This is a genomic window from Fictibacillus nanhaiensis, assembly GCF_036213205.1.
GTDB lineage: Bacteria > Bacillota > Bacilli > Bacillales > Fictibacillaceae > Fictibacillus > Fictibacillus nanhaiensis_E.
Genome location: NZ_JARMFC010000001.1, coordinates 187,458 through 212,018, shown reverse-complemented (window position 1 = coordinate 212,018; position 24,561 = coordinate 187,458). Strand labels below are relative to the sequence as shown.

Sequence of the window (24,561 nt, the reverse complement as noted above, 5' to 3'; positions counted from 1 at the left end):
CTTTTTATAAGAAATAAGGCAAGATAAAGCTATTCACTAAAAATAAAGAAAAGAAGCTGGAGCTGATGCCTAGAATCATCCCTGCAAGTACATCTGATGGATAGTGTAGCCCTAAATACATACGAGAGATGGCAACCAATAGGGCAGCGACCAATAAAAATATTCCGAAAAAGGGATTCAATAGTATCAAAGGCGTGACGATTGAAAAAATAGCTGTGGTATGACCGGATGGAAATGAATGATCTTTTAATGGATTATCGCAGATGTTCGTATCAGGAAGACTTAAATATGGTCTCTTTCTCGGATACATTTTCTTAGAAATCGCAACAGGAATGTGGCTGATCAATAATGACAGCATACAAACGATTCCCCAAGACTTTAAATGCATAGGGAGAAATAACAGAAGCAGAATACTTGTTGAGATGGTGGCTGTTGCACCACCAAGGTGCGTCCACAAGTGAAAGAAATGATCCATTGAATTCCTGTGCAGTCTTCCATTAATTAAACGGAAAAATGTACACTCTTTTTCATAAAGCCAATCGATTACTTTTGCCATGAATATCCCCCTTAACATTCTTTTTGTGTTCGATACTATAATAATAAAATACAATTGTAAGGGGAACATGAAGACAATATGAAATTATTATAAAAAATCCATCCTGCGAGTGCAGAATGGTTAGAAATATATTTTCCTGTCACGTTCTTCTGTTAAGATTTCCACTCCAGAATTAATCCGTTGTGAGCACTCGTAGTTCGAATTCATCTCAAATCATTTGTTTCTATGTTAAAATTATGGGCAAAACATACAGAACATACAGAGAGATGAGGTGGAAGTACATGTATGCAGGAATACACCATGTATCCTTACTTGTTACAAACCTAAAAGAATCACTATATTTTTATGAGGAAATTCTCGGTTTCAAACAAAATAAAAAACGCCCGCAGTTTGATTTTCCAGGCGTTTGGTATGATATCGGTGATACGCAGCTTCATTTGATCGTTCATCCTAAAGGTAAAGCTAGAAGAAATACGACAGAGATCGATAGTAGAGACGGTCATTTTGCGATAAGAGTTACCGACATGGACAAGCTGTTAAAAACATTAGATTTGCATAATATTTCTTATGTGAACAAACCAACAAACAAAACAGATTGGCATCAGGTTTTTGTAAGTGATCCTGATGGTAACCTGATCGAGTTTAACGTTTAGGCTTTAGTGATTTATAATACTGTCCTTTCTCGTAATATTCACGTCGGATGCGGTTCATGTCCGTGATATCTTCTTCAGTTAATTCTCTGATTACCTTAGCAGGCCGACCGAAAGCTAAGGTATTAGGTGGTATCTTTTTTCCTGGTGGAACAAGACTTCCTGCACCAATAAAAGCTCCTTGTCCGATGTGAGCTCCATCGAGCACGAGTGAACCCATTCCAATCAATGCGTTCTCTTCAATGACACAGCTATGTAAAATCACACTATGACCAACTGTAACGCCATCTTTTAAATGAAGAGGGCGGTTAGGGCTTTGGTGAAGTACTGAATTATCTTGAACGTTTACATAGTTTCCGATGATGGTCGGGGAAACATCTCCTCGTATGGATGTGTTAAACCATATAGAAGAATATTCGCCAATCTGAACATCACCCGTAATGGTTACATAGTCTGCAATAAAGGCAGTTTCTGAAATCTTAGGTTGTTTATCTCCGAATGGATAAATCATCTTTATACACTCCTATTATCATTTATTTATCTATCTACAGTTTAGCAAAATCATTAAGTCTTATGAATAGAGAAGAGGGTGGAGAAATGTGGACTTGGAAAACAAAAAGGAATGCAATCGGAACAATCGTTGTCGTGCATGGAGCAAATGAACATCACGGCAGGTATGATTGGGTAATCAAGCAATTGAACGAGGCGGGCTTGCATTGTGTTTCAGGAGATCTTCCGGGTCAAGGTACGACAACAAGAAGAAGAGGGCATATAGATGCTTTCGGCGATTATATTCAAACGATAGAAAAATGGTTTATAGAAGCTGAGAAATTTGGCCTTCCCGTTTATATTTTAGGACATAGCATGGGTGGCTTAGCTGTAATCAGAACCTTGATGGAGAAAAGGCTTGACGTTAAAGCGGTTATCTTATCTTCTCCTTGTTTAGGGTTGGTTCATTATCCATCAAAAGGCAAAGAAGCCGTTTCTGTCCTATTGAACAAACTCGCTCCGAGTGTAAGGTTAGCGACTAACTTACCTGAAGGCAGTGCTACAAGGAACGAAGAGATACGTGTTCGTGATAGAGAAGATAAGTTGATCGTTAAGAAAGTTTCTGTTAGGTGGTATCGAGAGTTGATTAGTTCGATCAAACATGCTTTCGATCATTATAAAGAATTCCCAAATGTACCTTTAATGCTTTTACAAGCGGGGGATGATCGAATCGTGGACAAAATGAAAGTGTTGCAATGGTTTAACGCCGTAGACTTAGAAGAAAAATGGTATAAGGAATTTCCATCACTATATCATGAAGTATTAAACGAGCCTGAAAGAGATCATGTGTTTAATTATGTAAAAAAATTTATATTTCTGCATAGCGATGTCCATTAAAGAAAAAGGTAAGGAAGAAATAAATAAAAGGAGCCATCTTATGAACAAAGTTCCGGTTCACCCTTGGGGATTGATGTATTCCGTTTATACGCATATTTTTCCGGCTGTCAGTCATCTGCTTAAGACATGGCATGACAGAGCTGAAAAAATTCCGAACCCAGAATTAAGAAGACAGGCAGTTAGCAGCATTTCGGATAAAATGTTTCATTGTGAAGGAGGAGCTATCCTTACCCTTTTAGCAGGAAATCATCGTAAAAAAGCGATCGAGTTTGTAGTAGCGTACCAAACAATCAGCGATTATTTAGATAACCTGTGTGACAGAAGCACTTCACTGAATGAAAAAGATTTTCGAGCACTTCACGAAAGTATGTTTCATGCCCTATCTCCTGGCGCTGTTCCGACTAATTATTATCGTTACAGAGATGAACAGGACGACGGTGGTTATTTAAACGAACTAGTCTACACGTGCCAAAGCATATTGTCAGAGATGAAAGCTTATCCGAATATCGCAAGTGAACTAATCGGACTTGCTTCGATCTATTGTGACTTACAAGTACATAAACATGTAATCGTTCAAGAGAGAGAGCCGCGTTTGATCAGTTGGTTCGGAGAGTATCAATCTGTTCTGCCAGATATTACTTGGTACGAATTTTCAGCTTGTGCAGGTTCGACGCTTGGCATCTTCTGTTTAGTCAGCTATGCGTTTCAAGGAAACTTCACGAAAGAATCTGCTGCAACAATAAAAAAAGGATATTTTCCATGGCTGCAAGGTCTTCATATTCTTTTGGATTATTTTATTGATCAAAATGAGGACAAGTTAGAGGGCGATCTTAATTTTTGTACGTATTATAAAAATGATCAGCACATGTTAGAACGAATGGTTTATTTTGCGGAAAAAGCCGAGAAAAGCTGTGCAAACCTGCCTAACTCAAGGTTTCATCGCTTGATTCAAAGAGGTCTTTTAGGAATCTATCTTGCGGACAAAAAGGTGTCTGAGAGCCCTGGAATTAAAAAGATGGCAGCAAAGCTCGTTAAAGTTGGAGGAGCGACAAGTTACTTTTTTTATGTGAATCGAAAATTATATCAAAGATTAAAACCTTCTATCTCATAGTTGTTGCACTTGTAAGTGGTTGATTGTCGATATAGGATGCTTCGCTTTAAGGAGAGGGGTATGTGTAGGTAGTAGCGAGTGCGCAATATGTCGAGGAATGTAAACTCGTGGATAAAGGACAAAAACTTTTGGATTGAGAGACAAATCTCGTGGATAAACAGATGAAATTTCTGGATTGCGTGCTCAAATTTCTGGATTGATGATGCACAATACCCTAGGGTGTATATATGACGACGAGTTTCTGATACATGAAAAAAGGCTGAATCAACTTTAATTAGTTGAATTCAGCCTCTTTTTTCGATTGCTACTACAAATGGCGGGTTGTTTTTTTGATTAATAAATTCATATTGTAAAACATGAGCCTGTTTTTGATCCAGCTGTGTTACATAATTCATGACTAGTTCTTTTTCTCTTTTACCCTCTTCATGTCCATGATAGATCACGAGTATGATTACTCCTTCAGGTTTTAATAGTTGCAAGAGCTGTTCAATTGCACCGATGGTAGATGATCCTGTTGTTGTAATCGATTTGTCGCTTCCAGGCAAATAGCCGAGGTTAAAAATAGCGGCTGTTACTTTTGAATGAAGGTCACTAGGTAGCTTATTTGTAAACTCTTCATGCGAGGCATGAAAAAAGGTAACGTTAGGATCAGCTCCTTGATCGGTCAGGCGCTGTTTTGAGTTGGCAATGGCTTGTTCCTGAATGTCAAAAGCAAATACATGGCCATCTTTGCCAACTAGTTTGGATAGAAACAACGTGTCGTTTCCGTTTCCGCATGTGGCATCAATGACGAAATCGCCCTCTCCACAAAACGATTGAAGAAGCGTTCTTGCAAACGGGAGTACACCCTCTAATTTCATTTTGTGTTCACCTCAGACGTATTATAAAATTTCCCTTGAAAACTATTTCTGTTTTTAAGCTCACTTTCAATGGCGTTTAACACTTTCCATTTGTTAAGACTCCACATTGGTCCGACCAATAAATCAGATGGACCGTCACCAGTTAATCGATGAATCATCATTTGAGGTGGAAGAATCTCTAGCTGGTCACAAACAAGTTTTACATACGTGTCAAAATCAAGAAATTCTAACATGCCTTGTTCGTATTGTTTGACCATAGGAGTCTTTTTTAGAAGATGAAGCAAATGAATCTTGATTCCTTGAACATCTAGCTTCGCAACTTCTCGTGCTGTTTCCATCATCATTTCAGGAGTTTCTAATGGCAATCCGTTAATAATGTGAGAACACACTCTAATGTTGTGTTTTCGAAGTTTTTCAACACCTTCTACATATGTTGCGTAGTCATGAGCTCTGTTTATGAGCAGAGCTGTTCGCTCGTGTACAGTCTGAAGTCCTAACTCGATCCAAAGATACGTTCGTTTATTTAAGTCAGCTAAATATTCAATCACATCATCAGGTAAACAATCAGGTCTCGTAGCAATGGAAAGTCCAACAACGCCTTCTTGTTCGAGTACCGTTTCATAAAGCTCTTTTAGTTGCTCAACAGGAGCGTACGTGTTGGTGAAAGCTTGGAAATAGCCTATATATTTACCATTTTTCCATTTAGAATGCATTCTTTCTTTAACGGTGTGAAATTGTGTGATGATATCATCACGCCGGTTCCCAGCAAAATCTCCTGAACCACTTTGAGAGCAGAAAGTACATCCTCCAAATGCCGCGTTCCCATCACGATTCGGACAATCGAATCCTCCGTCTAGTGGCACTTTAATAATTTTATCTCCGAAATGGGACTTTAGATGCTGATTCCATGTGTAATATCTTTTTTCTCCAAAATAATCTGGTTTTTCAATAAGGTGTGTCATCTTTCTCACTCCTTCATACGGTGATGAGCACCATATGACATTGTAGCATGTTCGCGCTGTGAGCGGCAAAGCGAGTTGTCAGTACTTTCAAATTGTAAAGTACAGGAAAAAGGAATAAAATACAGAGTGGATTTATGACATCTTAGTTAGCAAGCGGGGGATATTTATGCCAGCGAAAGTATGGCTGCTCATTATTGGAATGGCGCTTAATGTAACGGGCTCAAGTTTTTTGTGGCCGATCAATACGATTTTTATACATGAACACCTTGGTAAATCGCTTACCGTAGCAGGAATTGTTCTATTGTTAAATTCCGGTGCTGGAATCATCGGTAATTTAACAGGAGGGTTGTTGTTTGATAAACTAGGAGGCTACAAAACGATTATGCTCGGAGTCTCCATTTCTTTTACAACTTCCTTCTTATTAATCTGGTTTCATGATTTTTGGATGTACAGTGTGCTTCTTGTTTTTATGGGATTTGGAATGGGGATCGTCTTTCCGTCTATGTATGCATTAGCAGGTACGATGTGGAAAGAGGGTGGAAGAAAGGCGTTTAACCGAATCTATATTGCGCAGAACGTAGGGGTAGCACTCGGTGCTGCTCTTGGTGGTTTTGCAGCGTCTTATTCTTTCACACTATCTTTCATCAGTTGTTCTACTTTATCTTTTGTATTTTTTATTATTGTGTTGTTCGGCTTTAAAGACATTGATGAAACAGAAGAAGCATCTGTGCAGACTGTTTTTTCTCAACGAAAAAGAATTCATAACAAAGAAGCTTTCATGGCACTATTGATTTTATGCGGCGGGTATCTGTTAGCTTGGATTGGCTACGTTCAGTGGCAGTCCACGATTGCTGCTTATACGCAATCATTAGGAGTAACATTAAAAATGTACAGCTTGCTTTGGACTGTTAACGGTGTGTTTATCGTTCTCGGTCAGCCGCTAGTTAATCTTTTCTTAAAAAAGTGGCTGCACTCTACAACATCGCAAATTTTGGTCGGGTATTGTATATTTGTCATCTCTTTTGTGATGGTTGGAAATGCAAAGGACTTTAGCGGCTTCATGTTGGCGATGATTGTACTTACTATCGGTGAGATGCTCGTGTGGCCGGGCGTTCCATCTATCGCAGCCGAACTCGCACCTGAAGGCAGAGCAGGATTCTATCAAGGAATTGTAAATTCAACAGCGACAGGCGGCAGAATGCTCGGTCCGCTCTTTGGAGGAATGATTGCTGATCTATTCAACATATCCGTATTGTTTCAAACGATTATCGGCTTGATGGTGCTTGCTTTCATATTGACGATCATATACAGCAAGAGTCGACATGCCATACAGCAGACTGAAATTCCTCAACAAGCTTCTTGAGGTTTATAAATAACGTAAAATGAAGAGACCGTGATGTGATGATCACGATCTCTTCGTTTTTTATTGAATTAAGCGGCTCTTGTCTCTTCTTTTGAAAGAAGTTTTGCAGACATCAATCTTCTTCTTATCGTAATACCAAGAACAGCTGCTAAAAGGGCTTTAATTACACCTACAAGCAGAAAAGGAGTTACTCCAAGATTCATCGCTTGTTCCCAGCTTAAGCTTGCAATGAACTTTAATTGAACGGCACCGAACACAAGTGTGATCACCATACCCACAATGTTTGCAACAATAGCTGGCATAAGAGTAAAACTTGTCTTTTCTAAAATGAGGCCAGTGATATAAGCGGCGATAATGAATCCAACGATATATCCTCCTGTTGGACCGATCAATACCATGAACCCACCTTTAGCTTCAGAGAAAACGGGGAGACCGATCGCACCCATAGCGACGTAGATCATCACAGCTAGTGTGCCGTATTTACGGCCTAAAATGGTAGCACAAAGCCCAATCGCTAAAGTCTGACCTGTAATCGGAACCACTGGAAGTGGGATGGTTAGTTGGGCGAGAATTGCTGTAATTCCTGCCATAAGTGCTGCGTAAAGTGACATCTTCAGTTTTTTGTTGCTTTCATGCATGTTTGTTGCACCCCTTTAAAATGTTAACGTAAAAATAATAACAGTTAACATTACATTAAACAGCTCTATAATGTTTGTCAAGATAACGCTTACAACAATACAACCTATGTTTTAAAGTGGTAAAAATAGGTTATTATACTTCTAAACAACCTTGACATTTTAGGAAGTTATTCATAAAATACAAATTAGCATCTAAATTTTTAATAACGATGATAGGGAGTAGTAAAAAAAGAATGGAAAGTTAGAGAGTTGACGGCTGGTGCAAGTCAACCCGGACTTTTTTGAACTCGCCCTTTAGTTGCAAGTGTGAATGAAGTAATACTTGCCGTTCGCCGCGTTAAGGTATGTTCCGAGTGAATGCGATTTTTGCATTAATCAGGGTGGTACCGCGGCAGGTTTAAATTGTTAACTAACCTTTCGTCCCTAATGTTTATTAGGGGCGGGAGGTTTTTTGTTTTTTTAAAAGTACAGTTTTTTAAGGAGGATCGGTTATGTATTATAACCACAAAACAATCGAGAAAAAGTGGCAGCAGTTCTGGGATGAGAACAAAACGTTCCAAACAAAAGAAGAATATGATAAAAAGAAATTTTACGCGCTAGACATGTTTCCATACCCATCAGGTGCTGGTCTTCATGTAGGTCACCCAGAAGGTTATACGGCGACAGATATTTTATCTAGAATGAAGCGTATGCAAGGATATAATGTACTTCATCCAATGGGATGGGATGCTTTCGGACTTCCTGCAGAACAGTATGCACTTGATACAGGAAACGATCCGGCAGAATTTACAGAAACAAACATTAACACGTTCCGCAGACAGATTAAAGAGCTTGGTTTCTCTTATGACTGGGACCGTGAAGTAAATACAACGGATCCTTCTTATTACAAGTGGACTCAATGGATCTTTATCCAACTTTACAATAAAGGCCTTGCTTATGTGGACGAAGTACCTGTGAACTGGTGTGAAGCACTTGGAACAGTACTTGCAAACGAAGAAGTCATCGATGGGAAAAGTGAACGCGGAGGTCATCCTGTAGTTCGTAAACCTATGAGACAATGGATGCTTAAGATTACAGCGTACGCTGACAGACTATTAGAAGATCTAGATGAACTAGACTGGCCAGAGAGCTTGAAAGACATGCAACGAAACTGGATCGGTCGCTCAGAAGGCGCTGAAGTTCACTTTGATGTAGATGGACATTCTTCTAAAATCACTGTGTTCACAACACGACCAGATACACTTTTCGGAGCAACATACTTAGTTTTGGCTCCTGAAAATAAACTAGTAAACGAAATTGTAACAGAGGATCAAAAAGAGGCAATAACCGCTTATCAAAGACAAGTAGAAACAAAGTCTGATCTTGAACGTACAGAACTTGCAAAAGAAAAATCTGGAGTGTTTACAGGGGCATATGCCATTCATCCTGTAACAGGTGCTAAATTACCGATCTGGATTGCAGACTATGTACTAGCAAGCTATGGAACTGGAGCAATCATGGCAGTTCCTGCTCATGATGAACGTGATCACGAATTCGCAGTTAAGTTTGAACTTCCGATCGCTGAAGTGGTTGCCGGCGGTAATGTGGCAGAAGAAGCGTACACAGGTGATGGGGAACACGTTAATTCAGATTTCTTGAATGGCATGCAGAAAGAAAAAGCGATTGCAACTATGAACGAATGGCTATCACAGAACGGAAAAGGTGAGAAGAAGATCACGTATCGTCTTCGTGACTGGTTGTTCTCACGTCAGCGTTATTGGGGTGAACCAATTCCGGTCATCCACTGGGAAGATGGCACGATGTCGACGGTTTCAGAAGATCAACTTCCTCTTCTTCTACCAGTTGTTAAAGAGATCAAACCTTCTGGTACAGGGGAATCTCCACTTGCTAACGTTGAAGAGTGGGTAAACGTTGTTGATCCTGACACAGGAATGAAAGGACGTCGTGAAACGAATACGATGCCGCAATGGGCAGGAAGCTGCTGGTATTACCTTCGATATATCGATCCGAAAAACGAGGAGCAATTAGCATCTCCTGAGAAGCTTAAGCATTGGCTTCCAGTTGATATTTATATCGGTGGTGCGGAGCACGCAGTGTTGCACCTTCTTTATGCTCGTTTCTGGCATAAGGTTATGTATGATCTAGGTATCGTTCCAACAAAAGAGCCTTTCCAAAAGCTCTTCAATCAAGGGATGATTCTTGGAGAAAATAATGAAAAGATGAGTAAATCTAAAGGGAACGTTGTAAACCCAGATGAGATTGTATTAAGTCATGGTGCCGATACGCTTCGATTGTATGAGATGTTCATGGGGCCACTTGATGCTTCCATCGCATGGAGTACAACAGGTTTAGACGGGGCGCGCAGATTCCTAGATCGTGTTTGGAGATTGCTTCTTGCTGAAGATGGAGAGAAGATAAACCCTTCCATTCAAGATACACAGGGCACAGATGCCTTCAATCGTCTCTATCATATGACGGTTAAGAAAGTAACAGAAGATTATGAAGGGCTGCGCTTCAATACAGCCATTTCACAATTGATGGTTTTTGTAAATGAAGCAAACAAGCAAGAAGTTCTTCCAAAGGATCTCATGCAAGGTTTTGTTAAGATGCTTTCACCAATCGCTCCGCATATTTGTGAAGAGCTTTGGGAAATGCTAGGTGGAGAAGGCAGCATCGCATATGCATCTTGGCCAGTATGGGACGAAGCGCAACTTGTCCAGAATGAAGTGGAAATTGTTGTTCAAGTTAACGGCAAACTTAAAGCGAAGATGACGATTGCCGCTAACATCAGCGGCTCCGACATGGAAGAAGCTGCTCTAAAAGATGAATCAGTTCAACAAAGCATCGAAGGAAAGACGATTCGCAAAGTCATTACAGTTCCAGGTAAGCTTGTGAATATCGTTGCGAATTAAAGGAGGCATATGCTCATGGAAGAGTTAAAAGAAATTTCACCAACAGAAGTAAAACAATTGCTCCAAGAGGGAAAAAAGATTTCTCTGATTGATGTTCGCGAAGATGAAGAAGTAGCTGAAGGGAAGATCCCAGAGGCAGCGCATATCAAAATGGGTGAGATTCCTGTTCGTTTAGATGAAATAAACAAAGACGAAGAGCACATCATCGTTTGCCGTTCCGGACGACGCAGTGAGAATGTAGCTTATTTCCTGCAAGATCATGGATTTAAGGTAAAGAATATGACAGGTGGCATGTTGGAATATAATAAGAATGAAAACTAAAAAAAACTCTCTGCTCAAGACTTGAGCAGAGAGTTTTTTTGATCCTTAAGTTTACTTTATTGAAGAATGTTTAAATTTCCAAGAAACAGCCGATAGAAAGGGTATACTTATTAGCCTTGGAGGCTTACAAATGCCATTAAAACACGCAAAAACTAAAAAATGGACCTATATCATAGCGATTTTGTTTACGTTACATACTGTAAGCACAATTGGATTAATGTACAATCAGAGCTATTTGATGTATGGGATCGATCTAGGAATTGTCGTTCTTTTTGCAATTTTGATTTATAAGATGTTAATCGTAAAAGATAGCTATGCAATAAATTTAGAGCATGAAATTTCAAATCACAAAGAAACGTTCGCAGAATTAGAAGCGAGCAGAGTGAAGCTTCAAAATATATTCGACAGTATCGATGTTGCGATATGGTCTCACAATTTAAAGACGAATAAACTTATGATCACATCTGGGATTGAAAAATTATATGGTTATCCTTTGCAAGCTTTTTATGATGACTCAGAATTATGGAAAAAGGTCATTCATCCAGACGATGATGAGATCATTATAAACCGAGGCATTGCGATTCAAAGCGGATTGATTACTACAAGCGAATATCGAATCATGAAACCGAACGGTGAAATACGCTGGATTCAAGATCGAGGAATTCCTTTTTTGAATGCGAACAGCGAGTTAGTTGACTTTAACTCTATTCTTATTGATATAACAGAAAGAAAAAGAGCTGAGATTACGATTGAGCATATGGCTTATTATGATGAATTAACGGGACTGCCAAATCGTAATGGCTTTATGCAGGCGATAGAAAAACAAATAATAGAAGCAGACCTACAGAATCAAAATCTAGCTCTCTTATATGTAGATCTAGATCGGTTTAACGTTCTAAATGATACCCTTGGACATAGCTTTGGCGATCTGTTGCTTCAGAAGGTGGCAGAACTGTTAAAGGTTACGGTTTCTTATAACGGTACTGTGTATAGAAGAGGCGGAGATGAATTTCTGATCTTGTTAAACTTTACAGAGATCAGTGAGATCAACCAAAAGGCAGAACAAATCATTCGAGCTTTTACAAGACCGTTTAAGTTGAGTGGACATGAAGTATTTACAACACCAAGCATTGGTATCAGTACTTATCCAGCGAATGGTTCAGACAGTGAAACACTCTTAAAACGTGCTGACTCTGCTTTGTACCAGGCGAAAGAAAAAGGACGAAACAACTATCAATTTTTTGCAGAACAACGTGATGGGAAGATGGAAAGAAGGTTAAATCTCGAGCATGGTTTAAGAAGAGCTTTAACGAACAAAGAATTCTTTCTCGTTTATCAGCCTTTGGTTCATATAGGTAATAATAAAATTCTAGGTGTTGAAGCATTATTGCGCTGGAATAAAGAAGATGAAGGGATGATCTCTCCTGCGGAGTTTATTCCGATAGCTGAAGAAACGGGGATGATCCTACCAATCGGAGAATGGGTATTAAGAGAAGCCTGTTTGCAAGGTGTGAGTTGGCATAAAAATGGTTATAGCGACCTCTTAATCTCGGTAAATATTTCGGTTAGACAGCTATTAGAAGAAGCTTTTATTGAGAGAGTGGAAAGTATCTTAGCTGAGACTGAATTTCCTCCTACTTCTTTGGAGTTGGAGATAACTGAAAGTACGACGATGCAAAATATGGAGGAAGCTCTCCCTATATTGAATTCTTTAAGAGCAAAAGGAATTCGCATATCAGTCGATGACTTTGGTACAGGTTACTCCTCTTTAACGTATTTGAGACAATTGCCTGTCGATACATTAAAGATTGATAAGATGTTTATTGATGATATCTTAACAGATTCAAAAGCAGGAGCGATTGTAAAAACGATAATTGATATGGGACACAATCTTGATTTTAGTGTAATTGCTGAAGGGATCGAAAGCCGTGAGCAGATTGATTTTTTAATCGAACAAGGGTGTGTATACGGACAAGGCTATCACCTTTTCAAACCTCTTCCTGCTGATGAACTCAAAAAACAATTACATAACAATGTTGTTATGAATTAGCAAAAAGCTTAAAACACCGTGGTTAAAACGATGTTTTAAGCTTTTCAATTGATTATCAAGTCTCTTTTTTCGAAAGAGGTTCGTAACTTGACCCATAAACAATACTTCAATTACACAACTAAATGTTTTATTAACTTCATTTCGTGAAACACTACATAAGTAGACAAATAGAAGGAGTGGATATGTAGTGAATGTATTAGTGATCGGAGCGAACGGTAATATTGGTAAAATGACGTCTAACATACTAGCTGATCAAGAACACTCTGTAAAAGCGATGGTGAGAAAGAAAGAACAGCAAGATCATTTTCAGCATGAGAATATTACTGCCGTTTTAGGTGATTTGGAACAGGATTTTGAACATGTTTATGATGGGATTGAAGCTGTCATCTTCACTGCTGGTTCTGGTGGTCATACAGGACCCGAGAACACGGACGCTGTAGATTATGAAGGAGCGGTAAAGTCCATACAATTAGCGGAAAAATATAAAGTGAAACAATTCATTCTAGTAAGTTCGGTTGGTGCAGACACTCCTGAAAAAGGACCAGAAGGACTTCAGCATTATTTAGAGGCAAAAGGAAAAGCCGATCAAGAATTGATTAACAGCACATTGAATTATACGATCTTGCGTCCAGGTGCGCTAACAGATGAAGATGGAATGGGAATGATCCAAGCCAAAGAAAAACTGAACGAGCGCGGATCTATCCCTCGAGCAGATGTAGCAAGAACACTTGCAGCATGCCTTGGAAATGAAAAAGTTAAACACAAAGTCTTTGAATTGATTGAAGGTGAGGTACCTATCCAAACGGCTCTTGAAAATCTGTAAGACAAAACTAGTCAAAACACAACAAAGGATAAGCATCTCCGAAGGCCGAAAGAGTATCAAAACTCTTGGCTAAAAGGGGATGCTTTTTATGATTCAAGTAAAAGTCTTTGATGAAGATCATGAAGAGGATTTAGAGAACGCTTTGAATGAGTTCTTGAGTATCGTTCCTCCTGAAAATATTGTGGATATCAAGTATCAAATAGCCGTATGTGATAATGTGCACTCAGAGGATGATACGATGTTTTCTTTTTCAGCAATGATCATCTATAAAAAAATAAGTTCTCCTAAATAAAGAAGAGCAGCAACCACTATGTTGGTTGTCACTCCTCGTATTTTGTAAGGCTCTAGCTCTAGCTTAGCTCAATGCATGGTAAGCTGCGTTAGTTCCCGCAATATTTCCTGTTACAAAAGCAACGGTTATATTATAACCACCTGTGTATCCGTGCAGATCTAAGATTTCACCACAGAAGAATAAGCCTTCTTGTTTCTTAGATGCCATCGTTTGAGGTGCGATTTCTTTAACTGAAACGCCGCCTCCTGTAACGAAAGCTTTTTCGATAGATAACGTACCGTTAACCGAAAAAGAGAAACTCTTCATTTGTGCAACAAGCTGACGAAGGTATTGTTTGGATACTTGATCAGCAATGGAGTCACCATCAATCTCAGCGCGTTCGATTAAAAAGTGAAGAAACTTTTCTGGAAGCAATCCTTTAAGTACATTTTTAAAGGCTTTTTTAGGTTCAGAATCTATTCTTTTCTGCAGGGAATTAAGCAATGTTTCTTCATTTTCATCTGGAAACGAATCAATTCTCATCTCGATAGAGGGTACATCGAACTTCTTCAACGCTTTGACTACATATTGACTGCACCGCAATGCTGCAGGTCCGGATACTCCAAAATGAGTAAAGATCATGTCCATCTGATGGGCCTTGATCATCTTGCCTTTTGGATTCCAGACAGAGAGTGCAACATTTCTTAACGAGATACCTTGTAAGGTCTTTTGTTTGATGAAGAGTTCATTAGAAGTGATGGGAACCTCAGTCGGATAGAGCTCTGTGATTGTGTGCCCTGCTTTCTTTGCCCATGCATAACCATCCCCTGTGGATCCCGTATGTGGAACAGATTTGCCACCTACGGCGATTACGATCGACTTCGTTTGAATTACTTCTCCGCTATGGAGAATGATCTCATGAATATCTTCTCCAAAATGTATCGTTTTTACAGGGGTGTTCGTTCGCATCGTAACACCAAGCTGCTTTATTTTTTGTAAAAGGGCAGCAACAACATCAGTCGCTTTATTAGTAACTGGAAACATCCGTCCATGGTCTTCTTCCTTCAATTGAATTCCTAGTCCTTCAAAAAATTGAATAATGTCTTCGTTGTTAAAAACGGAAAAGGCACTGTATAAAAAACGGCCGTTACCTGGAATGTGTTTAATAATTTCTTCGACAGGCAAACGGTTTGTGACGTTACAACGTCCTCCACCCGAAATTGCAAGTTTACGACCTAGCTTTTCTCCTTTATCAATTAATAGTACACGAGCACCATTGGTAGCAGCACCTACACTCGCCATCAGGCCAGAGGGTCCACCGCCGATCACTATACAATCATAAATCATACGATCCCAACTTTCTTATACGTTCAATAAAAATCATTTCATACAATAGCATAGCTTAATCAAAAAGACTATAAGTTTCATAATCCTTACTTTTTTGCAAAAAGTTAAAGTAGGTTACATCCGCTTTTAATGTGATACAATATCAATAATGTTTTTTAGGATGATTAGTAGGAGCTGAAAATAGTTGTCTCGATTACTTCGTGGAACATTGATTTTATCCGCTGCGACGTTTTTCTCAAAATTCATCGGATTGATCTTTGTAATTCCATTTACAAATCTAGTAGAAGAACAAGGTATGGCTCTATACGGCTATGCTTATATTCCATATACCATATTACTTAGTATTTCCACAATGGGGGTTCCACTTGCTGTTTCCAAATTTGTTTCTAAATATAATGCATTAGGAGATTATGCAGCAGGAAGAAAATTGCTGAAATCCGGTCTTCTCGTCATGACACTGACAGGGACTCTAGCTTTTGTCATCTTGTATATGTTAGCGCCTATACTTGCTAATCAGATCATTGATGAAAAGGGTGGACAAGGTAACAGCATCGAAGATATTACTTTAGTTATTCGGATGGTAAGTACTGCTTTGATCGTAGTTCCTTCCATGAGTCTGATTCGCGGTTATTTCCAAGGCTTTCAATCAATGGGGCCAACAGCGGTGTCGCAAGTCGTTGAACAGATCGTTCGAATTGTGTTCATCTTGGTTGGAAGTTTCGTCGTAATCTCTCTAATGAACGGGGAAATCACTACAGCCGTCGCGCTTTCTACATTTGCAGCTACACTAGGTGCAATCGCAGGCTTAGCCGTTCTTATCTGGTATTGGATAAAAAGAAAACCGCATCTGGACAAGATGTATAGAGAAAGTAAACCTGTTGCAGATATATCCTTAAAAGATATATATAAGGAAACGATTAAATATGCGATTCCGTTTGTAGCTGTTGGTCTAGCTATACCGCTCTATCAGATGGTAGATCAGTTTACGATCGTTAACACGCTTGATAAAAGTCTAGATTATACACTAAAAGAAGCGGAATCAGTATTTGCCATCATCACACAAATCGCCCATAAGCTTGTTATGATTCCCGTATCATTAGCAACTGCTCTTGCACTAACCTTAATACCTGTGATTACGAAATCTTTTACTCAAAACGATGATGAAATTCTTCACAAACAGATCACGCAAACGTTTCAGATGGTGCTGTTCTTAACTGCACCAGCAGCGATCGGGTTAACGGTACTTGCGTATCCTGCATATGGAGCACTTTTTGGGTTATCGTCTATGGAAACCGGTGGTTATTATCTTCAATGGTACGCGCCGACTGCGTTATGGTTTGCGATGTTTACAGTTACGGCAGCAATACTACAAGGGCTTAATCAGCAACGTTATGCGTTTATCAGTTTATCCGCTGGCTTTTTAGCAAAATTAATATTAAACAAGCCTTTATTATTGCTGTTCGGTGGGACTGGCTCTGTCATTGCGACAGACATCGGATATACACTTTCTATCTTGTTTAATCTGTATATCATCAAAAAATACAGCGGATTCTCATTTAAGTGGGTATATCGAAGAGCTGTTCTGATCACGTTATTTTGTGCAGCGATGGCAGTTACCGTTATGATTGTATCCACGCTTTTAGGAGAGGCAGAAACAAGGTTTGATACGATCATTACATTAACGATGGGTATTTTAACTGGTGGAGCGGTGTACGTGTTCTTAAGTCACCGATCAGGACTATTAAATATCATATTAGGAGATCGCATTCCTTTCTTGAAACGCAGAAAATAAGCATAAGAAAAAAGAAGGCTGATTATAGGCCTTCTTTTTCTGCGATAGTCTTTATTTACTCTGATTATTCTGTTCATCGTACCATTTAAGTTGATTACCGATACTGTAGCCTTCGAGCGGGACTTCAAATTGAAAACCTGCTCTTTCAAGCGCGGGCTGTAAAAATTCTCGGTATACCCAACCACCATGAATATAAATCTTACATTGAGAGGGCTTGATGATTTGTTCAAGGTCTTGAATAACGTGATGAGCCCATTCCCGTTTTTCAGATGTCTTAAAATTTTTGATAGAAACATTATACGGTTCAATGTATTGGTCTTTCGTTACTAGTCCTTCTTTTGCACTAAAAAAGTAAAAATCATCATAATGGTCTTGTGCGTATTGAACAGACTTAACGAATAAGGGACTTATGTATAAATCTATAGCTGCAGAAGGGGTAGATGCTTTTTTTCGTGCAGTTGCTAGAAGACCTATTTTCCTTTTCATTCCAATTCCTCCTATAGTACTAAACTACCCTGTTTCTTCAAAAATCAATCAATTTTTTACAATAATATAGGAAAAAAAGATCATTAATTTAGGAGGTTTTATTATGAGAATTGATAAATGGTTATCAAATACAGGTTATGGAAGCAGAAAAGAGGTAAAACAACTATTAAAATCAGGTGCAGTTACGTTGAACGGTGTTATTATAAAGGATGCAAAAACTCAAGCGAAACCTGATCTTGATCGTGTAATGGTGCATGGTGAAGAAGCTGTATATAAGGAGTTTATCTACTTGATGATGAATAAGCCTCAAGGAGTAATTTCAGCGACTGAGGACTCTAGGCACGAAACGGTAATTGATCTGCTTTATATGGAAGATCAGAATTTTGAACCGTTCCCTGTTGGAAGATTAGATATTGATACAGAAGGATTATTGATCTTGACTAATGATGGCCAGTTGTCACACTCTTTGTTATCACCCAAAAAACATGTTCCTAAGACGTATTACGCCAAAATCAATGGATCGATACCAGACGATGCATTCGAAAGCTTTAAAGAAGGTGTCATCTTAGATGATGGGTATAAAACAAAGCCTGCCTCTTTAAAAATCCTAACCAATAATGACAAAGAATCTGAGATCGAGCTAACGATAACTGAAGGGAAGTTTCATCAAGTAAAAAGAATGTTTGAGTCAATCGGTAGAAAGGTCGTTTACTTAAAACGAATTCAGATGGGCCAACTTAAGCTTGATGAAACGCTAGAGTTTGGAATGTATCGAGAGCTTACAGAAGAAGAACTAACCTTACTTTCTGTAAAAGAGGATGTTTTTGAATAATATTTAAGGGGTATCTTCCAATAAAAAGGAGATGTATACCTATGAAATTATCTGCAGAAAAGTTAATGGGTGCAAAAGCTCAAAATTATATGACATCGACTGAACAAACTGAGCATAAGATCAACGATATTTTATTTAATATGTACGACCATCGTTTATGTTATTTTACGTACACCGTTGACAACGGAATTAATCAGCGTGAAGAGATTCCCTCAGATAAACATATGGAAACAGTAGTAGCTGCCACTTCAGGCATCGGTACACAACATACTCCATTTACAGGAAATTCCAATCTTGCTGCTAATCAGAACTATACGAAAGAAACCTTTTTTATCCCTTGGCATCAAGTAAAAGAATTTGATGAAGATAAACTCGTTTTTTCTGGAAATGAGTTACAAAGAGATGAACCTAAAGAGTGTTATTCTTATATGGCTATAAAAGATTGGACTGTTATCGATCAAGATGGTGAAAAAATCGGAAAGATAAAAGATTTAATCATTGATACAGATCGTCAGCAAATCATCGGTTTTTCTCTTTCGGAAGGATTTTGGAAAAATTTATTTGGGCAAGATGATAAGTATATGCCAGTTTCAGGAACGCCAAATTGGGAAAACCGTGAATGGAATATTGAAAGAACGCCTGATCTGCTCTTAAAAGACAACAAGGATGAACTTTAAAATGATTTGTTAATAACAAAAAAAGTCCCCGCTAATTAATTAGCGGGGATTATTTAATGTAAGAACTTATCCGAAATTTTATTTTATCTTTTTAAGATACTTTTACTTTTTTTCCTGTTGTTTCCCACATACCTCGGGCAGGACTGGTTACTAAATTGTTATAAGAGAGGACGTTAAGATCTCTCTGGATGGTACGCTGCGTAGTTCCAAATTCTTCAACTAGTTCTCGTGTTGTTACAGTACCTTTCTTGCGAATAAACAAATACAGGGCTTTCACACGATTCAACATTCTGTCAGTTGAAGGACTCAAAAAACCACTCCTTGTTATTTAGATAGTTGTTAACACACTATATGATACCAGTCTAAAGTTAATGAAATATGAACGTTGTATTACATTCTTTTTAATTCTTAAGACCCATCCTTTTTAAAAAAAATAGCGAAGAATCCGTATCGGTTCTCCGCTGCTTAAGCCATTAGATGTAGTAGAAACGTTCAAAAAGATGTCTGTGCGGCTAGGCAGCAAAACCTCATAACGAACATATGATCCTAAATATAAAGATATAGAGGAAAATTGTTGGTTAACCCACACAACACCTCCTGTTTGGCACAATTATACACTAAAATATCTATTTGTCAATACCCCATAAATCCCGAGTAAGCCAATTCATCTAACCTTTTTAGTGGGAATAAGGTACAATAATAAGGTCATTAAAAACTATATTGCGTTAGGAGCGATGAGGTGTATATATTACAAAAGCTGATGAATAAACTTATCGTTTTGAATAAGTTGGGAATTTTTTCGTTTACCTTTTTTATCGTTATCTTTTCGTCAGTCGTTATGCATTTTTTAGAGCCAAAAACATTCCCTAACTGGTTTGACGCCCTGTGGTATGTAATGACCACTGTTACTACAGTCGGTTATGGTGATTATTATCCAGTAACCACAGCAGGTAGAATCTATGCGATCTTTATCTTTTTAATCGGTATCGGTATTGCTGGTCTGGCTATTGGGAAACTGGTAGAAGCATTAAGCGCTCATCGTAAGCGTAAGGAGGAAGGAAGATTGAGCTTTAAAGGTAGAAATCATTTTGTAATTATCGGATGGTCTGAAAAAGCAAAATATGCGGTTAGTGAGATTATTGAGACTCATCCTGATATTGAAATCGTACTTATTGATAACTTGCCTGTTACACCGATCACACACCATAATGTATATTACGTTCAAGGTGATCCCTCTATAGAAGGCACTCTCGTACAAGCTAACTTAAAAGAAGCAAAATCAGTACTTGTGTTTTCAGATGATTCAATTCATGATTCAGCACTCGCTGATGGAAAAACTCTTTTGATTGTCACATCCGTAGAACGCTTAACTCCACACATACATAGTACGGTTGAAATCAAAAAAGAGGAACATATTAAAAACTTTAGGCATGCTAAAGTAGATGAGTTTGTCTTAAGTCACGAAACCGTTTCCCGTATGGCTGTGCGATCCGCCTTTTCTAAAGGTATTACAGAAATCTACACACAGCTTCTTTCTCATAAAGAAGGAGAAAATTTATTTGAGGTGCGAAAACGATCAGAATGGGTAACGTATAAAGACGCTTTTGACAGTTTGCTGAAACAGGGTGCTACACTAATTGCGGACGGCAACGATCTTTCGATTAACAAAAAGTTGGATCAGACAATTCCTGATGATGCACGTCTCTATATTATCTGCAGCAAAGATGAATACGAATCAATCATATAACGGTGATTGAAAAGATAATCGTAATGAACAATTTCTTTTGAAAGGATGTAAGTGATGAATCAGATCAATTGGAAAGAAGAAGTTGAACTGAGAAAGAAAGACCTTATGGAGGATTCACAAGGCTTACTACGTATTCCTAGTCTGCTCGATGAAGAAAATGCCAAAGAAGGAGCTCCATTTGGTCCGGAAATAGAAAAAGCTTTGTCTTATATGTTAGACCTTGGCAAAGAAAGTGGAATGATTGTAAAAAATGTGGATGGATATGCCGGTCACATCGAGATTGGAAGTGGAGACGACATCGTAGGTGTTCTATGTCATGTTGACGTAGTACCACCCGGTGACGGCTGGTCTGTAGAGCCTTTTGGAGCAGAAGTGAAAGATGGGAAGATCTTTGCACGAGGTGCAATTGATGATAAAGGACCTACAATGGCAGCTTTTTATGGTATGAAAATCATCCAGGAATTAAAGCTTCCACTCTCGAAGAAAGTCCGCATGATCATTGGTTGTGATGAAGAAAGCAACTGGCGATGTGTGAGACATTACTTTACGAAAGAAAAAATGCCAGCGATTGGCTTTGCACCCGATGCAGATTTTCCGATCATCTCTGCAGAAAAAGGTATCTTTGACGTAGAGTTTCGCCTAGACAACAATCAAAAGGAAGAAACAAGTGGCCTTCAATTGCTTTCTTTTAAATCGGGTCAACGTTTAAATATGGTTCCAGATTACGCGGAGTCTAAAATTCAAGGAAGCGATTTAGACGAAATTCAACTTTCATTTGAAGCATTTGGTGAGAAATCTGAAATAGAATATCAAGCTCAAATCGAAGGTGATGCTTTAACTCTAAAAGTTAAAGGCAAATCTGCACATGGTAGTACACCAGATATGGGTAAGAATGCAGGTCTTATTCTTGGTGAATTCTTGAACTCTCTTCCTTTCACTGGAAACGCTAAGTCATTTCTTCGCTTGTTGGACGAACTTACAGGCGAATATACTGGAAATAAACTAGATATCGCTGCAGAAGATGAGGCGAGCGGTAAGCTAACAGTCAATGCGGGAATCCTGTCGTATGATCAAGCAAAAGGCGGAAAAGTAGGGTTAAATATACGCTATCCAGTTACACATGATAGCAAGAAAATCGAAAATGCTTTATCGACAAGAGCGAAGACTGATCATTGGTCGGTGAGAATTATTGAAAACAACCCACCTAACTATGTTGAAGAAAGTCACCCATTGATTCAAACACTTCAAAAGGTTTACGAAGATCAAACCGGGAAAAAAGGTGAGTTGATGGCTATTGGCGGTGGTACTTATGCTCGGTCATTGGAAACAGGAGTTGCTTTTGGAGCGTTGTTCCCTGGGCGAGAAGATGTGGCTCATCAAAAGGATGAACACATGTTTGTAGAGGATTTACTTCTTGCTGCTGCCATATACGCTCAAGCGATTTACGAACTAGCTAAATAGCAAGTGAAAGAGGGTACATCATGATTAATACGTCCGATAAAACCTCTATCAGTCTAAAAGGCTTTTATCTTTTAAGTTTTTTTGGTCTAGGGAGTTTATTTCCGTTATTAGGTGTTTATTTTAAAGATTCAGTAGGTCTCAGCGGGACAGAAATTGGAACCTTAATGTCCATCAGTCCAGTCGTCATGATCTTTGCTCAGCCTCTATGGGGTGTGGTTACAGACTATTCAAGGCGTCCAAGGTCTGTGTTAGTTCTATCATTACTGTTAACAGCTGGGTTTGGGTATAGTATCTACCTGTTTGAGTCCTATTTTTGGTTGATCGGGATACTTATCGCGTTTTCATTTATGCAGAGTGCTCTAGTCCCTGTTTCTGACAGTATTCTTTTGAATTATGTACAAAAAGAGAACAAGCAGTATGGAAATTACAGACTTTTTGGGGCGGTTGGGTTTGCAGTAGCTGTATATATAGCTGGAAAACTTTCAGATTCCATTGGAATTCAAGTGATTTTCTATATGTTTACGGCCGTTCTTCTTCTCTGTATTTTATTTGTAATCAAAATGCCGAAAGATAACCAATCGCTCCGTACAGATCTAAGGAGGGGGATTGGGCAGCTAGTCAGGATGCCTTCCTACCTAGTTTTTCTCGCTGCTACTTTTTTGGTGTTTGGTCCTATCTTTGCTAATAATTTTTACTTTGGATTTTATATTCAAGAAACAGGCGGAACTCTAGCAGGTGTTGGACTAGCCTTCTTGATCGCTGCTGGAAGTGAAGCTCCGTTTATGAAATTTGCTGGACTCACCATAAAAAGGTGGGGAATGATGCATATTATGGTCTTTGCAGCGACGGTTTCTGCTGTTCGTTGGACCTTTTATTTCTTTGAACCAACGTACCAGATCGTACTAATGACAACCATCGTACAAGGATTTTCAGTCGGGTTGTTTATTCCAGCAGCGATGGAATATGTTCGAACCTATACACCAGTAGAAGTGAGAGCAACCGCAGTTTCCCTATACACAGCTGTAGGGAATGGCTTAGGCTCTTGGTTTTGTACGTTTGTAGGCGGTGTGATCTTTGATAAATACACCATCTTTTATACGTATTTATTTTTTGGCGCTTTATCGTTTATAGGACTGATAATGGTGTTAATCCTCACAAAGATGGAAGTGCAAGGTCGAATACTGATTCAAAGATCTCTGTAAAAATTTTTTTGACCTGAAGTGGAAAGTAACCACCCTAATCTGAAATAATGTACAACAAAAGCATCCCAATTCTGTTTGGGATGCTTTAGTCTTTTATTCAAATTGAAATAGATCACTCGATAAATAACGTTCACCTGAATCACACGTCATGCAGATTACAACTTCACCTTTTTTACGTCTTTCCGCAATTTTTAAAGCGGCATAAACAGCTGCTCCTGATGATGGACCGACCAGGATGCCTTCTTCTGAAGCAAGACGTCTTGTAACTGTATATGCGTCTTCATCATTAACTTGAACAATCTCATCATAAACCTCTTGATTTAAGATAGCAGGGATGAAACCAGGACTTGTACCTACAAGCTTATGTTTCCCAGGCTTTCCACCGGAAAGAACAGGAGACCCTTTAGGCTCTACGACATGAACAGTTAAATTCGGAAAAAACGTTTTAAGTTGTTCACCCGTACCTGTAATCGTTCCTCCTGTACCAGCAGGTGCGATAAAAGCCGTAAAGGGCTTGTTTAACTCTTCGATGGCTTCTTTAATCTCAATCGCTGTGCTTCCTCTGTGTGCATCCGGGTTCGAAGGGTTCTCGAATTGCATAGGCATGTAGCTGTTAGGAATTTCATCAGCAAGCTCTCTTGCTTTTTTTATTGCTCCAGGCATCTTTTCATCACCAGGTGTTAACACCACTTTTGCTCCATATGCTTTTAAAAGATTAATTCTTTCTTCTGTCATCGTATCAGGCATCACAATTATGGAAGAATAACCTCTAGCGGCTGCATTCATAGCGAGTCCGATCCCTGTATTTCCTGAAGTAGGTTCGATAATCGTAGAGCCTTCTTTTAAAATGCCTCTCTGTTCTGCATCAATGATCATATTATAAGCAGCTCGGTCTTTCAGGCTCCGGCTAGGATTGTAATATTCTAGTTTTACATAGACATCCGCTCCTCCTTGATGAGGAAGTCGATTTAACTTTACGATAGGCGTATCACCGATTAAATCCGCGATATTTGTAACAACTCTCATAAACTGCACTCCTTTTCCTTGCTGATTTAATTATAACAAATAAGTCACGCGGGAAAAAAGCAGATGTATCATAGTTATTCTTTGATAA

The 24,561-nt window shown here is 38.8% G+C and carries 24 protein-coding genes and 1 other annotated feature; of the genes, 15 read left to right on the top strand and 9 right to left on the bottom strand.

Annotated elements, in window-relative coordinates; translation table 11 throughout:
• Positions 1 to 4: 4 nt before the first annotated feature.
• Positions 5 to 556, bottom strand: a complete 552-nt coding sequence (locus P4V41_RS00995; protein ID WP_328083006.1) for a phosphatase PAP2 family protein — start codon at positions 554 to 556, stop codon at positions 5 to 7.
• Positions 557 to 837: 281 nt separating this feature from the next.
• Between P4V41_RS00995 and P4V41_RS00990 the strand changes: the two genes are divergently transcribed.
• Entirely contained in the window at positions 838 to 1,209 is a 372-nt protein-coding gene (locus P4V41_RS00990; RefSeq protein ID WP_328083005.1) for a VOC family protein, read from the top strand.
• On the opposite strand, the gene P4V41_RS00985 is transcribed toward P4V41_RS00990, so the two are convergent.
• The gene (locus tag P4V41_RS00985; protein WP_328083004.1) at positions 1,199 to 1,717 is read right to left on the bottom strand and encodes a gamma carbonic anhydrase family protein; all 519 of its coding nucleotides are present in this window, start codon (positions 1,715 to 1,717) and stop codon (positions 1,199 to 1,201) included. The two genes, P4V41_RS00990 and P4V41_RS00985, sit on opposite strands and share 11 nt — an antisense overlap.
• A gap of 86 nt (positions 1,718 to 1,803) precedes the next feature.
• On the opposite strand from P4V41_RS00985, the gene P4V41_RS00980 reads away from it, so the two are divergent.
• On the top strand, positions 1,804 to 2,592 hold the full coding sequence (locus P4V41_RS00980) for an alpha/beta hydrolase (RefSeq protein WP_328083003.1): 789 nt from the start codon (positions 1,804 to 1,806) through the stop codon (positions 2,590 to 2,592).
• Between the two features lie 40 nt (positions 2,593 to 2,632).
• Positions 2,633 to 3,703: a tetraprenyl-beta-curcumene synthase family protein gene (locus tag P4V41_RS00975; RefSeq protein ID WP_328083002.1), complete on the top strand. Its 1,071-nt coding sequence runs from the start codon at positions 2,633 to 2,635 to the stop codon at positions 3,701 to 3,703.
• A 284-nt stretch (positions 3,704 to 3,987) separates the two neighbouring features.
• Here P4V41_RS00975 and P4V41_RS00970 read toward each other — a convergent pair whose 3' ends face one another.
• The gene (locus P4V41_RS00970) at positions 3,988 to 4,563 is read right to left on the bottom strand and encodes a class I SAM-dependent methyltransferase (protein WP_328083001.1); all 576 of its coding nucleotides are present in this window, start codon (positions 4,561 to 4,563) and stop codon (positions 3,988 to 3,990) included.
• Positions 4,560 to 5,525, bottom strand: coding sequence for a TIGR01212 family radical SAM protein (locus P4V41_RS00965; protein WP_328083000.1), 966 nt, complete (start codon positions 5,523 to 5,525; stop codon positions 4,560 to 4,562). The genes P4V41_RS00970 and P4V41_RS00965 overlap by 4 nt, the downstream gene beginning before the upstream one ends.
• Before the next feature lie 166 nt (positions 5,526 to 5,691).
• On the opposite strand from P4V41_RS00965, the gene P4V41_RS00960 reads away from it, so the two are divergent.
• Complete coding sequence (locus tag P4V41_RS00960; protein WP_328082999.1) at positions 5,692 to 6,888, top strand: MFS transporter; 1,197 nt, start codon at positions 5,692 to 5,694, stop codon at positions 6,886 to 6,888.
• 68 nt (positions 6,889 to 6,956) lie between these two features.
• Here P4V41_RS00960 and P4V41_RS00955 read toward each other — a convergent pair whose 3' ends face one another.
• On the bottom strand, positions 6,957 to 7,526 hold the full coding sequence (locus P4V41_RS00955; protein ID WP_328082998.1) for a biotin transporter BioY: 570 nt from the start codon (positions 7,524 to 7,526) through the stop codon (positions 6,957 to 6,959).
• Positions 7,527 to 7,726: 200 nt separating this feature from the next.
• Positions 7,727 to 7,954 (top strand) — a binding site (T-box leader).
• Between the two features lie 63 nt (positions 7,955 to 8,017).
• Here P4V41_RS00955 and leuS point away from each other — a divergent pair.
• The 5 genes from leuS to P4V41_RS00930 all read left to right on the top strand — a co-directional run bounded on the left by leuS (position 8,018) and on the right by P4V41_RS00930 (position 13,924).
• Positions 8,018 to 10,438 carry a leucine--tRNA ligase gene (leuS, locus tag P4V41_RS00950; RefSeq protein ID WP_328082997.1) on the top strand — a complete coding sequence of 807 codons (2,421 nt, stop codon included), beginning with the start codon at positions 8,018 to 8,020 and terminating at the stop codon, positions 10,436 to 10,438.
• Positions 10,439 to 10,453: 15 nt separating this feature from the next.
• Positions 10,454 to 10,759 carry a rhodanese-like domain-containing protein gene (locus tag P4V41_RS00945; RefSeq protein WP_328082996.1) on the top strand — a complete coding sequence of 102 codons (306 nt, stop codon included), beginning with the start codon at positions 10,454 to 10,456 and terminating at the stop codon, positions 10,757 to 10,759.
• A gap of 130 nt (positions 10,760 to 10,889) precedes the next feature.
• Positions 10,890 to 12,809, top strand: a complete 1,920-nt coding sequence (locus P4V41_RS00940; RefSeq protein ID WP_328082995.1) for a putative bifunctional diguanylate cyclase/phosphodiesterase — start codon at positions 10,890 to 10,892, stop codon at positions 12,807 to 12,809.
• 187 nt (positions 12,810 to 12,996) lie between these two features.
• A complete protein-coding gene (locus P4V41_RS00935; protein WP_328082994.1) occupies positions 12,997 to 13,632 on the top strand; it encodes an SDR family oxidoreductase in 636 nt (211 codons plus the stop codon).
• Positions 13,633 to 13,720: 88 nt separating this feature from the next.
• On the top strand, positions 13,721 to 13,924 hold the full coding sequence (locus tag P4V41_RS00930; protein ID WP_328082993.1) for a sporulation protein Cse60: 204 nt from the start codon (positions 13,721 to 13,723) through the stop codon (positions 13,922 to 13,924).
• 63 nt (positions 13,925 to 13,987) lie between these two features.
• On the opposite strand, the gene P4V41_RS00925 is transcribed toward P4V41_RS00930, so the two are convergent.
• Complete coding sequence (locus tag P4V41_RS00925; protein ID WP_328082992.1) at positions 13,988 to 15,250, bottom strand: NAD(P)/FAD-dependent oxidoreductase; 1,263 nt, start codon at positions 15,248 to 15,250, stop codon at positions 13,988 to 13,990.
• Between the two features lie 184 nt (positions 15,251 to 15,434).
• Here P4V41_RS00925 and P4V41_RS00920 point away from each other — a divergent pair, with 184 nt between their 5' ends.
• Entirely contained in the window at positions 15,435 to 17,042 is a 1,608-nt protein-coding gene (locus tag P4V41_RS00920; protein ID WP_328082991.1) for a polysaccharide biosynthesis protein, read from the top strand.
• Between the two features lie 51 nt (positions 17,043 to 17,093).
• Here P4V41_RS00920 and P4V41_RS00915 read toward each other — a convergent pair whose 3' ends face one another.
• Positions 17,094 to 17,528, bottom strand: a complete 435-nt coding sequence (locus P4V41_RS00915; protein WP_328082990.1) for a DUF6884 domain-containing protein — start codon at positions 17,526 to 17,528, stop codon at positions 17,094 to 17,096.
• Positions 17,529 to 17,631: 103 nt separating this feature from the next.
• Between P4V41_RS00915 and P4V41_RS00910 the strand changes: the two genes are divergently transcribed.
• Together P4V41_RS00910 and P4V41_RS00905 are read left to right on the top strand one after the other, a co-directional pair.
• A complete protein-coding gene (locus P4V41_RS00910) occupies positions 17,632 to 18,360 on the top strand; it encodes a pseudouridine synthase (RefSeq protein ID WP_328082989.1) in 729 nt (242 codons plus the stop codon).
• A gap of 41 nt (positions 18,361 to 18,401) precedes the next feature.
• Positions 18,402 to 19,037 carry a PRC-barrel domain-containing protein gene (locus P4V41_RS00905; RefSeq protein WP_328082988.1) on the top strand — a complete coding sequence of 212 codons (636 nt, stop codon included), beginning with the start codon at positions 18,402 to 18,404 and terminating at the stop codon, positions 19,035 to 19,037.
• A 91-nt stretch (positions 19,038 to 19,128) separates the two neighbouring features.
• On the opposite strand, the gene P4V41_RS00900 is transcribed toward P4V41_RS00905, so the two are convergent.
• Entirely contained in the window at positions 19,129 to 19,347 is a 219-nt protein-coding gene (locus tag P4V41_RS00900) for a DeoR family transcriptional regulator (protein WP_066243921.1), read from the bottom strand.
• 429 nt (positions 19,348 to 19,776) lie between these two features.
• Between P4V41_RS00900 and P4V41_RS00895 the strand changes: the two genes are divergently transcribed.
• The 3 genes from P4V41_RS00895 to P4V41_RS00885 are packed head-to-tail and all read left to right on the top strand — an operon-like array spanning position 19,777 to position 23,447.
• Positions 19,777 to 20,784, top strand: coding sequence for a potassium channel family protein (locus P4V41_RS00895; RefSeq protein WP_328082987.1), 1,008 nt, complete (start codon positions 19,777 to 19,779; stop codon positions 20,782 to 20,784).
• 54 nt (positions 20,785 to 20,838) lie between these two features.
• Positions 20,839 to 22,245 carry a dipeptidase PepV gene (gene pepV / locus P4V41_RS00890; RefSeq protein WP_328082986.1) on the top strand — a complete coding sequence of 469 codons (1,407 nt, stop codon included), beginning with the start codon at positions 20,839 to 20,841 and terminating at the stop codon, positions 22,243 to 22,245.
• 20 nt (positions 22,246 to 22,265) lie between these two features.
• Positions 22,266 to 23,447: an MFS transporter gene (locus tag P4V41_RS00885; protein WP_328082985.1), complete on the top strand. Its 1,182-nt coding sequence runs from the start codon at positions 22,266 to 22,268 to the stop codon at positions 23,445 to 23,447.
• Positions 23,448 to 23,540: 93 nt separating this feature from the next.
• On the opposite strand, the gene cysK is transcribed toward P4V41_RS00885, so the two are convergent.
• The gene (gene cysK / locus P4V41_RS00880; protein WP_328082984.1) at positions 23,541 to 24,473 is read right to left on the bottom strand and encodes a cysteine synthase A; all 933 of its coding nucleotides are present in this window, start codon (positions 24,471 to 24,473) and stop codon (positions 23,541 to 23,543) included.
• Positions 24,474 to 24,561 lie beyond the last annotated feature (88 nt).

Excerpts from the sequence above, each read along its gene's own strand:
- P4V41_RS00995 (WP_328083006.1), bottom strand. The coding sequence starts at position 556 with ATGGCAAAAGTAATCGATTGGCTTTATGAAAAAGAGTGTACATTTTTC.
- P4V41_RS00990 (WP_328083005.1), top strand. The coding sequence starts at position 838 with ATGTATGCAGGAATACACCATGTATCCTTACTTGTTACAAACCTAAAA.
- P4V41_RS00985 (WP_328083004.1), bottom strand. The coding sequence starts at position 1,717 with ATGATTTATCCATTCGGAGATAAACAACCTAAGATTTCAGAAACTGCC.
- P4V41_RS00980 (WP_328083003.1), top strand. The coding sequence starts at position 1,804 with ATGTGGACTTGGAAAACAAAAAGGAATGCAATCGGAACAATCGTTGTC.
- P4V41_RS00975 (WP_328083002.1), top strand. The coding sequence starts at position 2,633 with ATGAACAAAGTTCCGGTTCACCCTTGGGGATTGATGTATTCCGTTTAT.
- P4V41_RS00970 (WP_328083001.1), bottom strand. The coding sequence starts at position 4,563 with ATGAAATTAGAGGGTGTACTCCCGTTTGCAAGAACGCTTCTTCAATCG.
- P4V41_RS00965 (WP_328083000.1), bottom strand. The coding sequence starts at position 5,525 with ATGACACACCTTATTGAAAAACCAGATTATTTTGGAGAAAAAAGATAT.
- P4V41_RS00960 (WP_328082999.1), top strand. The coding sequence starts at position 5,692 with ATGCCAGCGAAAGTATGGCTGCTCATTATTGGAATGGCGCTTAATGTA.
- P4V41_RS00955 (WP_328082998.1), bottom strand. The coding sequence starts at position 7,526 with ATGCATGAAAGCAACAAAAAACTGAAGATGTCACTTTACGCAGCACTT.
- leuS (WP_328082997.1), top strand. The coding sequence starts at position 8,018 with ATGTATTATAACCACAAAACAATCGAGAAAAAGTGGCAGCAGTTCTGG.
- P4V41_RS00945 (WP_328082996.1), top strand. The coding sequence starts at position 10,454 with ATGGAAGAGTTAAAAGAAATTTCACCAACAGAAGTAAAACAATTGCTC.
- P4V41_RS00940 (WP_328082995.1), top strand. The coding sequence starts at position 10,890 with ATGCCATTAAAACACGCAAAAACTAAAAAATGGACCTATATCATAGCG.
- P4V41_RS00930 (WP_328082993.1), top strand. The coding sequence starts at position 13,721 with ATGATTCAAGTAAAAGTCTTTGATGAAGATCATGAAGAGGATTTAGAG.
- P4V41_RS00925 (WP_328082992.1), bottom strand. The coding sequence starts at position 15,250 with ATGATTTATGATTGTATAGTGATCGGCGGTGGACCCTCTGGCCTGATG.
- P4V41_RS00915 (WP_328082990.1), bottom strand. The coding sequence starts at position 17,528 with ATGAAAAGGAAAATAGGTCTTCTAGCAACTGCACGAAAAAAAGCATCT.
- P4V41_RS00910 (WP_328082989.1), top strand. The coding sequence starts at position 17,632 with ATGAGAATTGATAAATGGTTATCAAATACAGGTTATGGAAGCAGAAAA.
- P4V41_RS00905 (WP_328082988.1), top strand. The coding sequence starts at position 18,402 with ATGAAATTATCTGCAGAAAAGTTAATGGGTGCAAAAGCTCAAAATTAT.
- pepV (WP_328082986.1), top strand. The coding sequence starts at position 20,839 with ATGAATCAGATCAATTGGAAAGAAGAAGTTGAACTGAGAAAGAAAGAC.
- P4V41_RS00885 (WP_328082985.1), top strand. The coding sequence starts at position 22,266 with ATGATTAATACGTCCGATAAAACCTCTATCAGTCTAAAAGGCTTTTAT.
- cysK (WP_328082984.1), bottom strand. The coding sequence starts at position 24,473 with ATGAGAGTTGTTACAAATATCGCGGATTTAATCGGTGATACGCCTATC.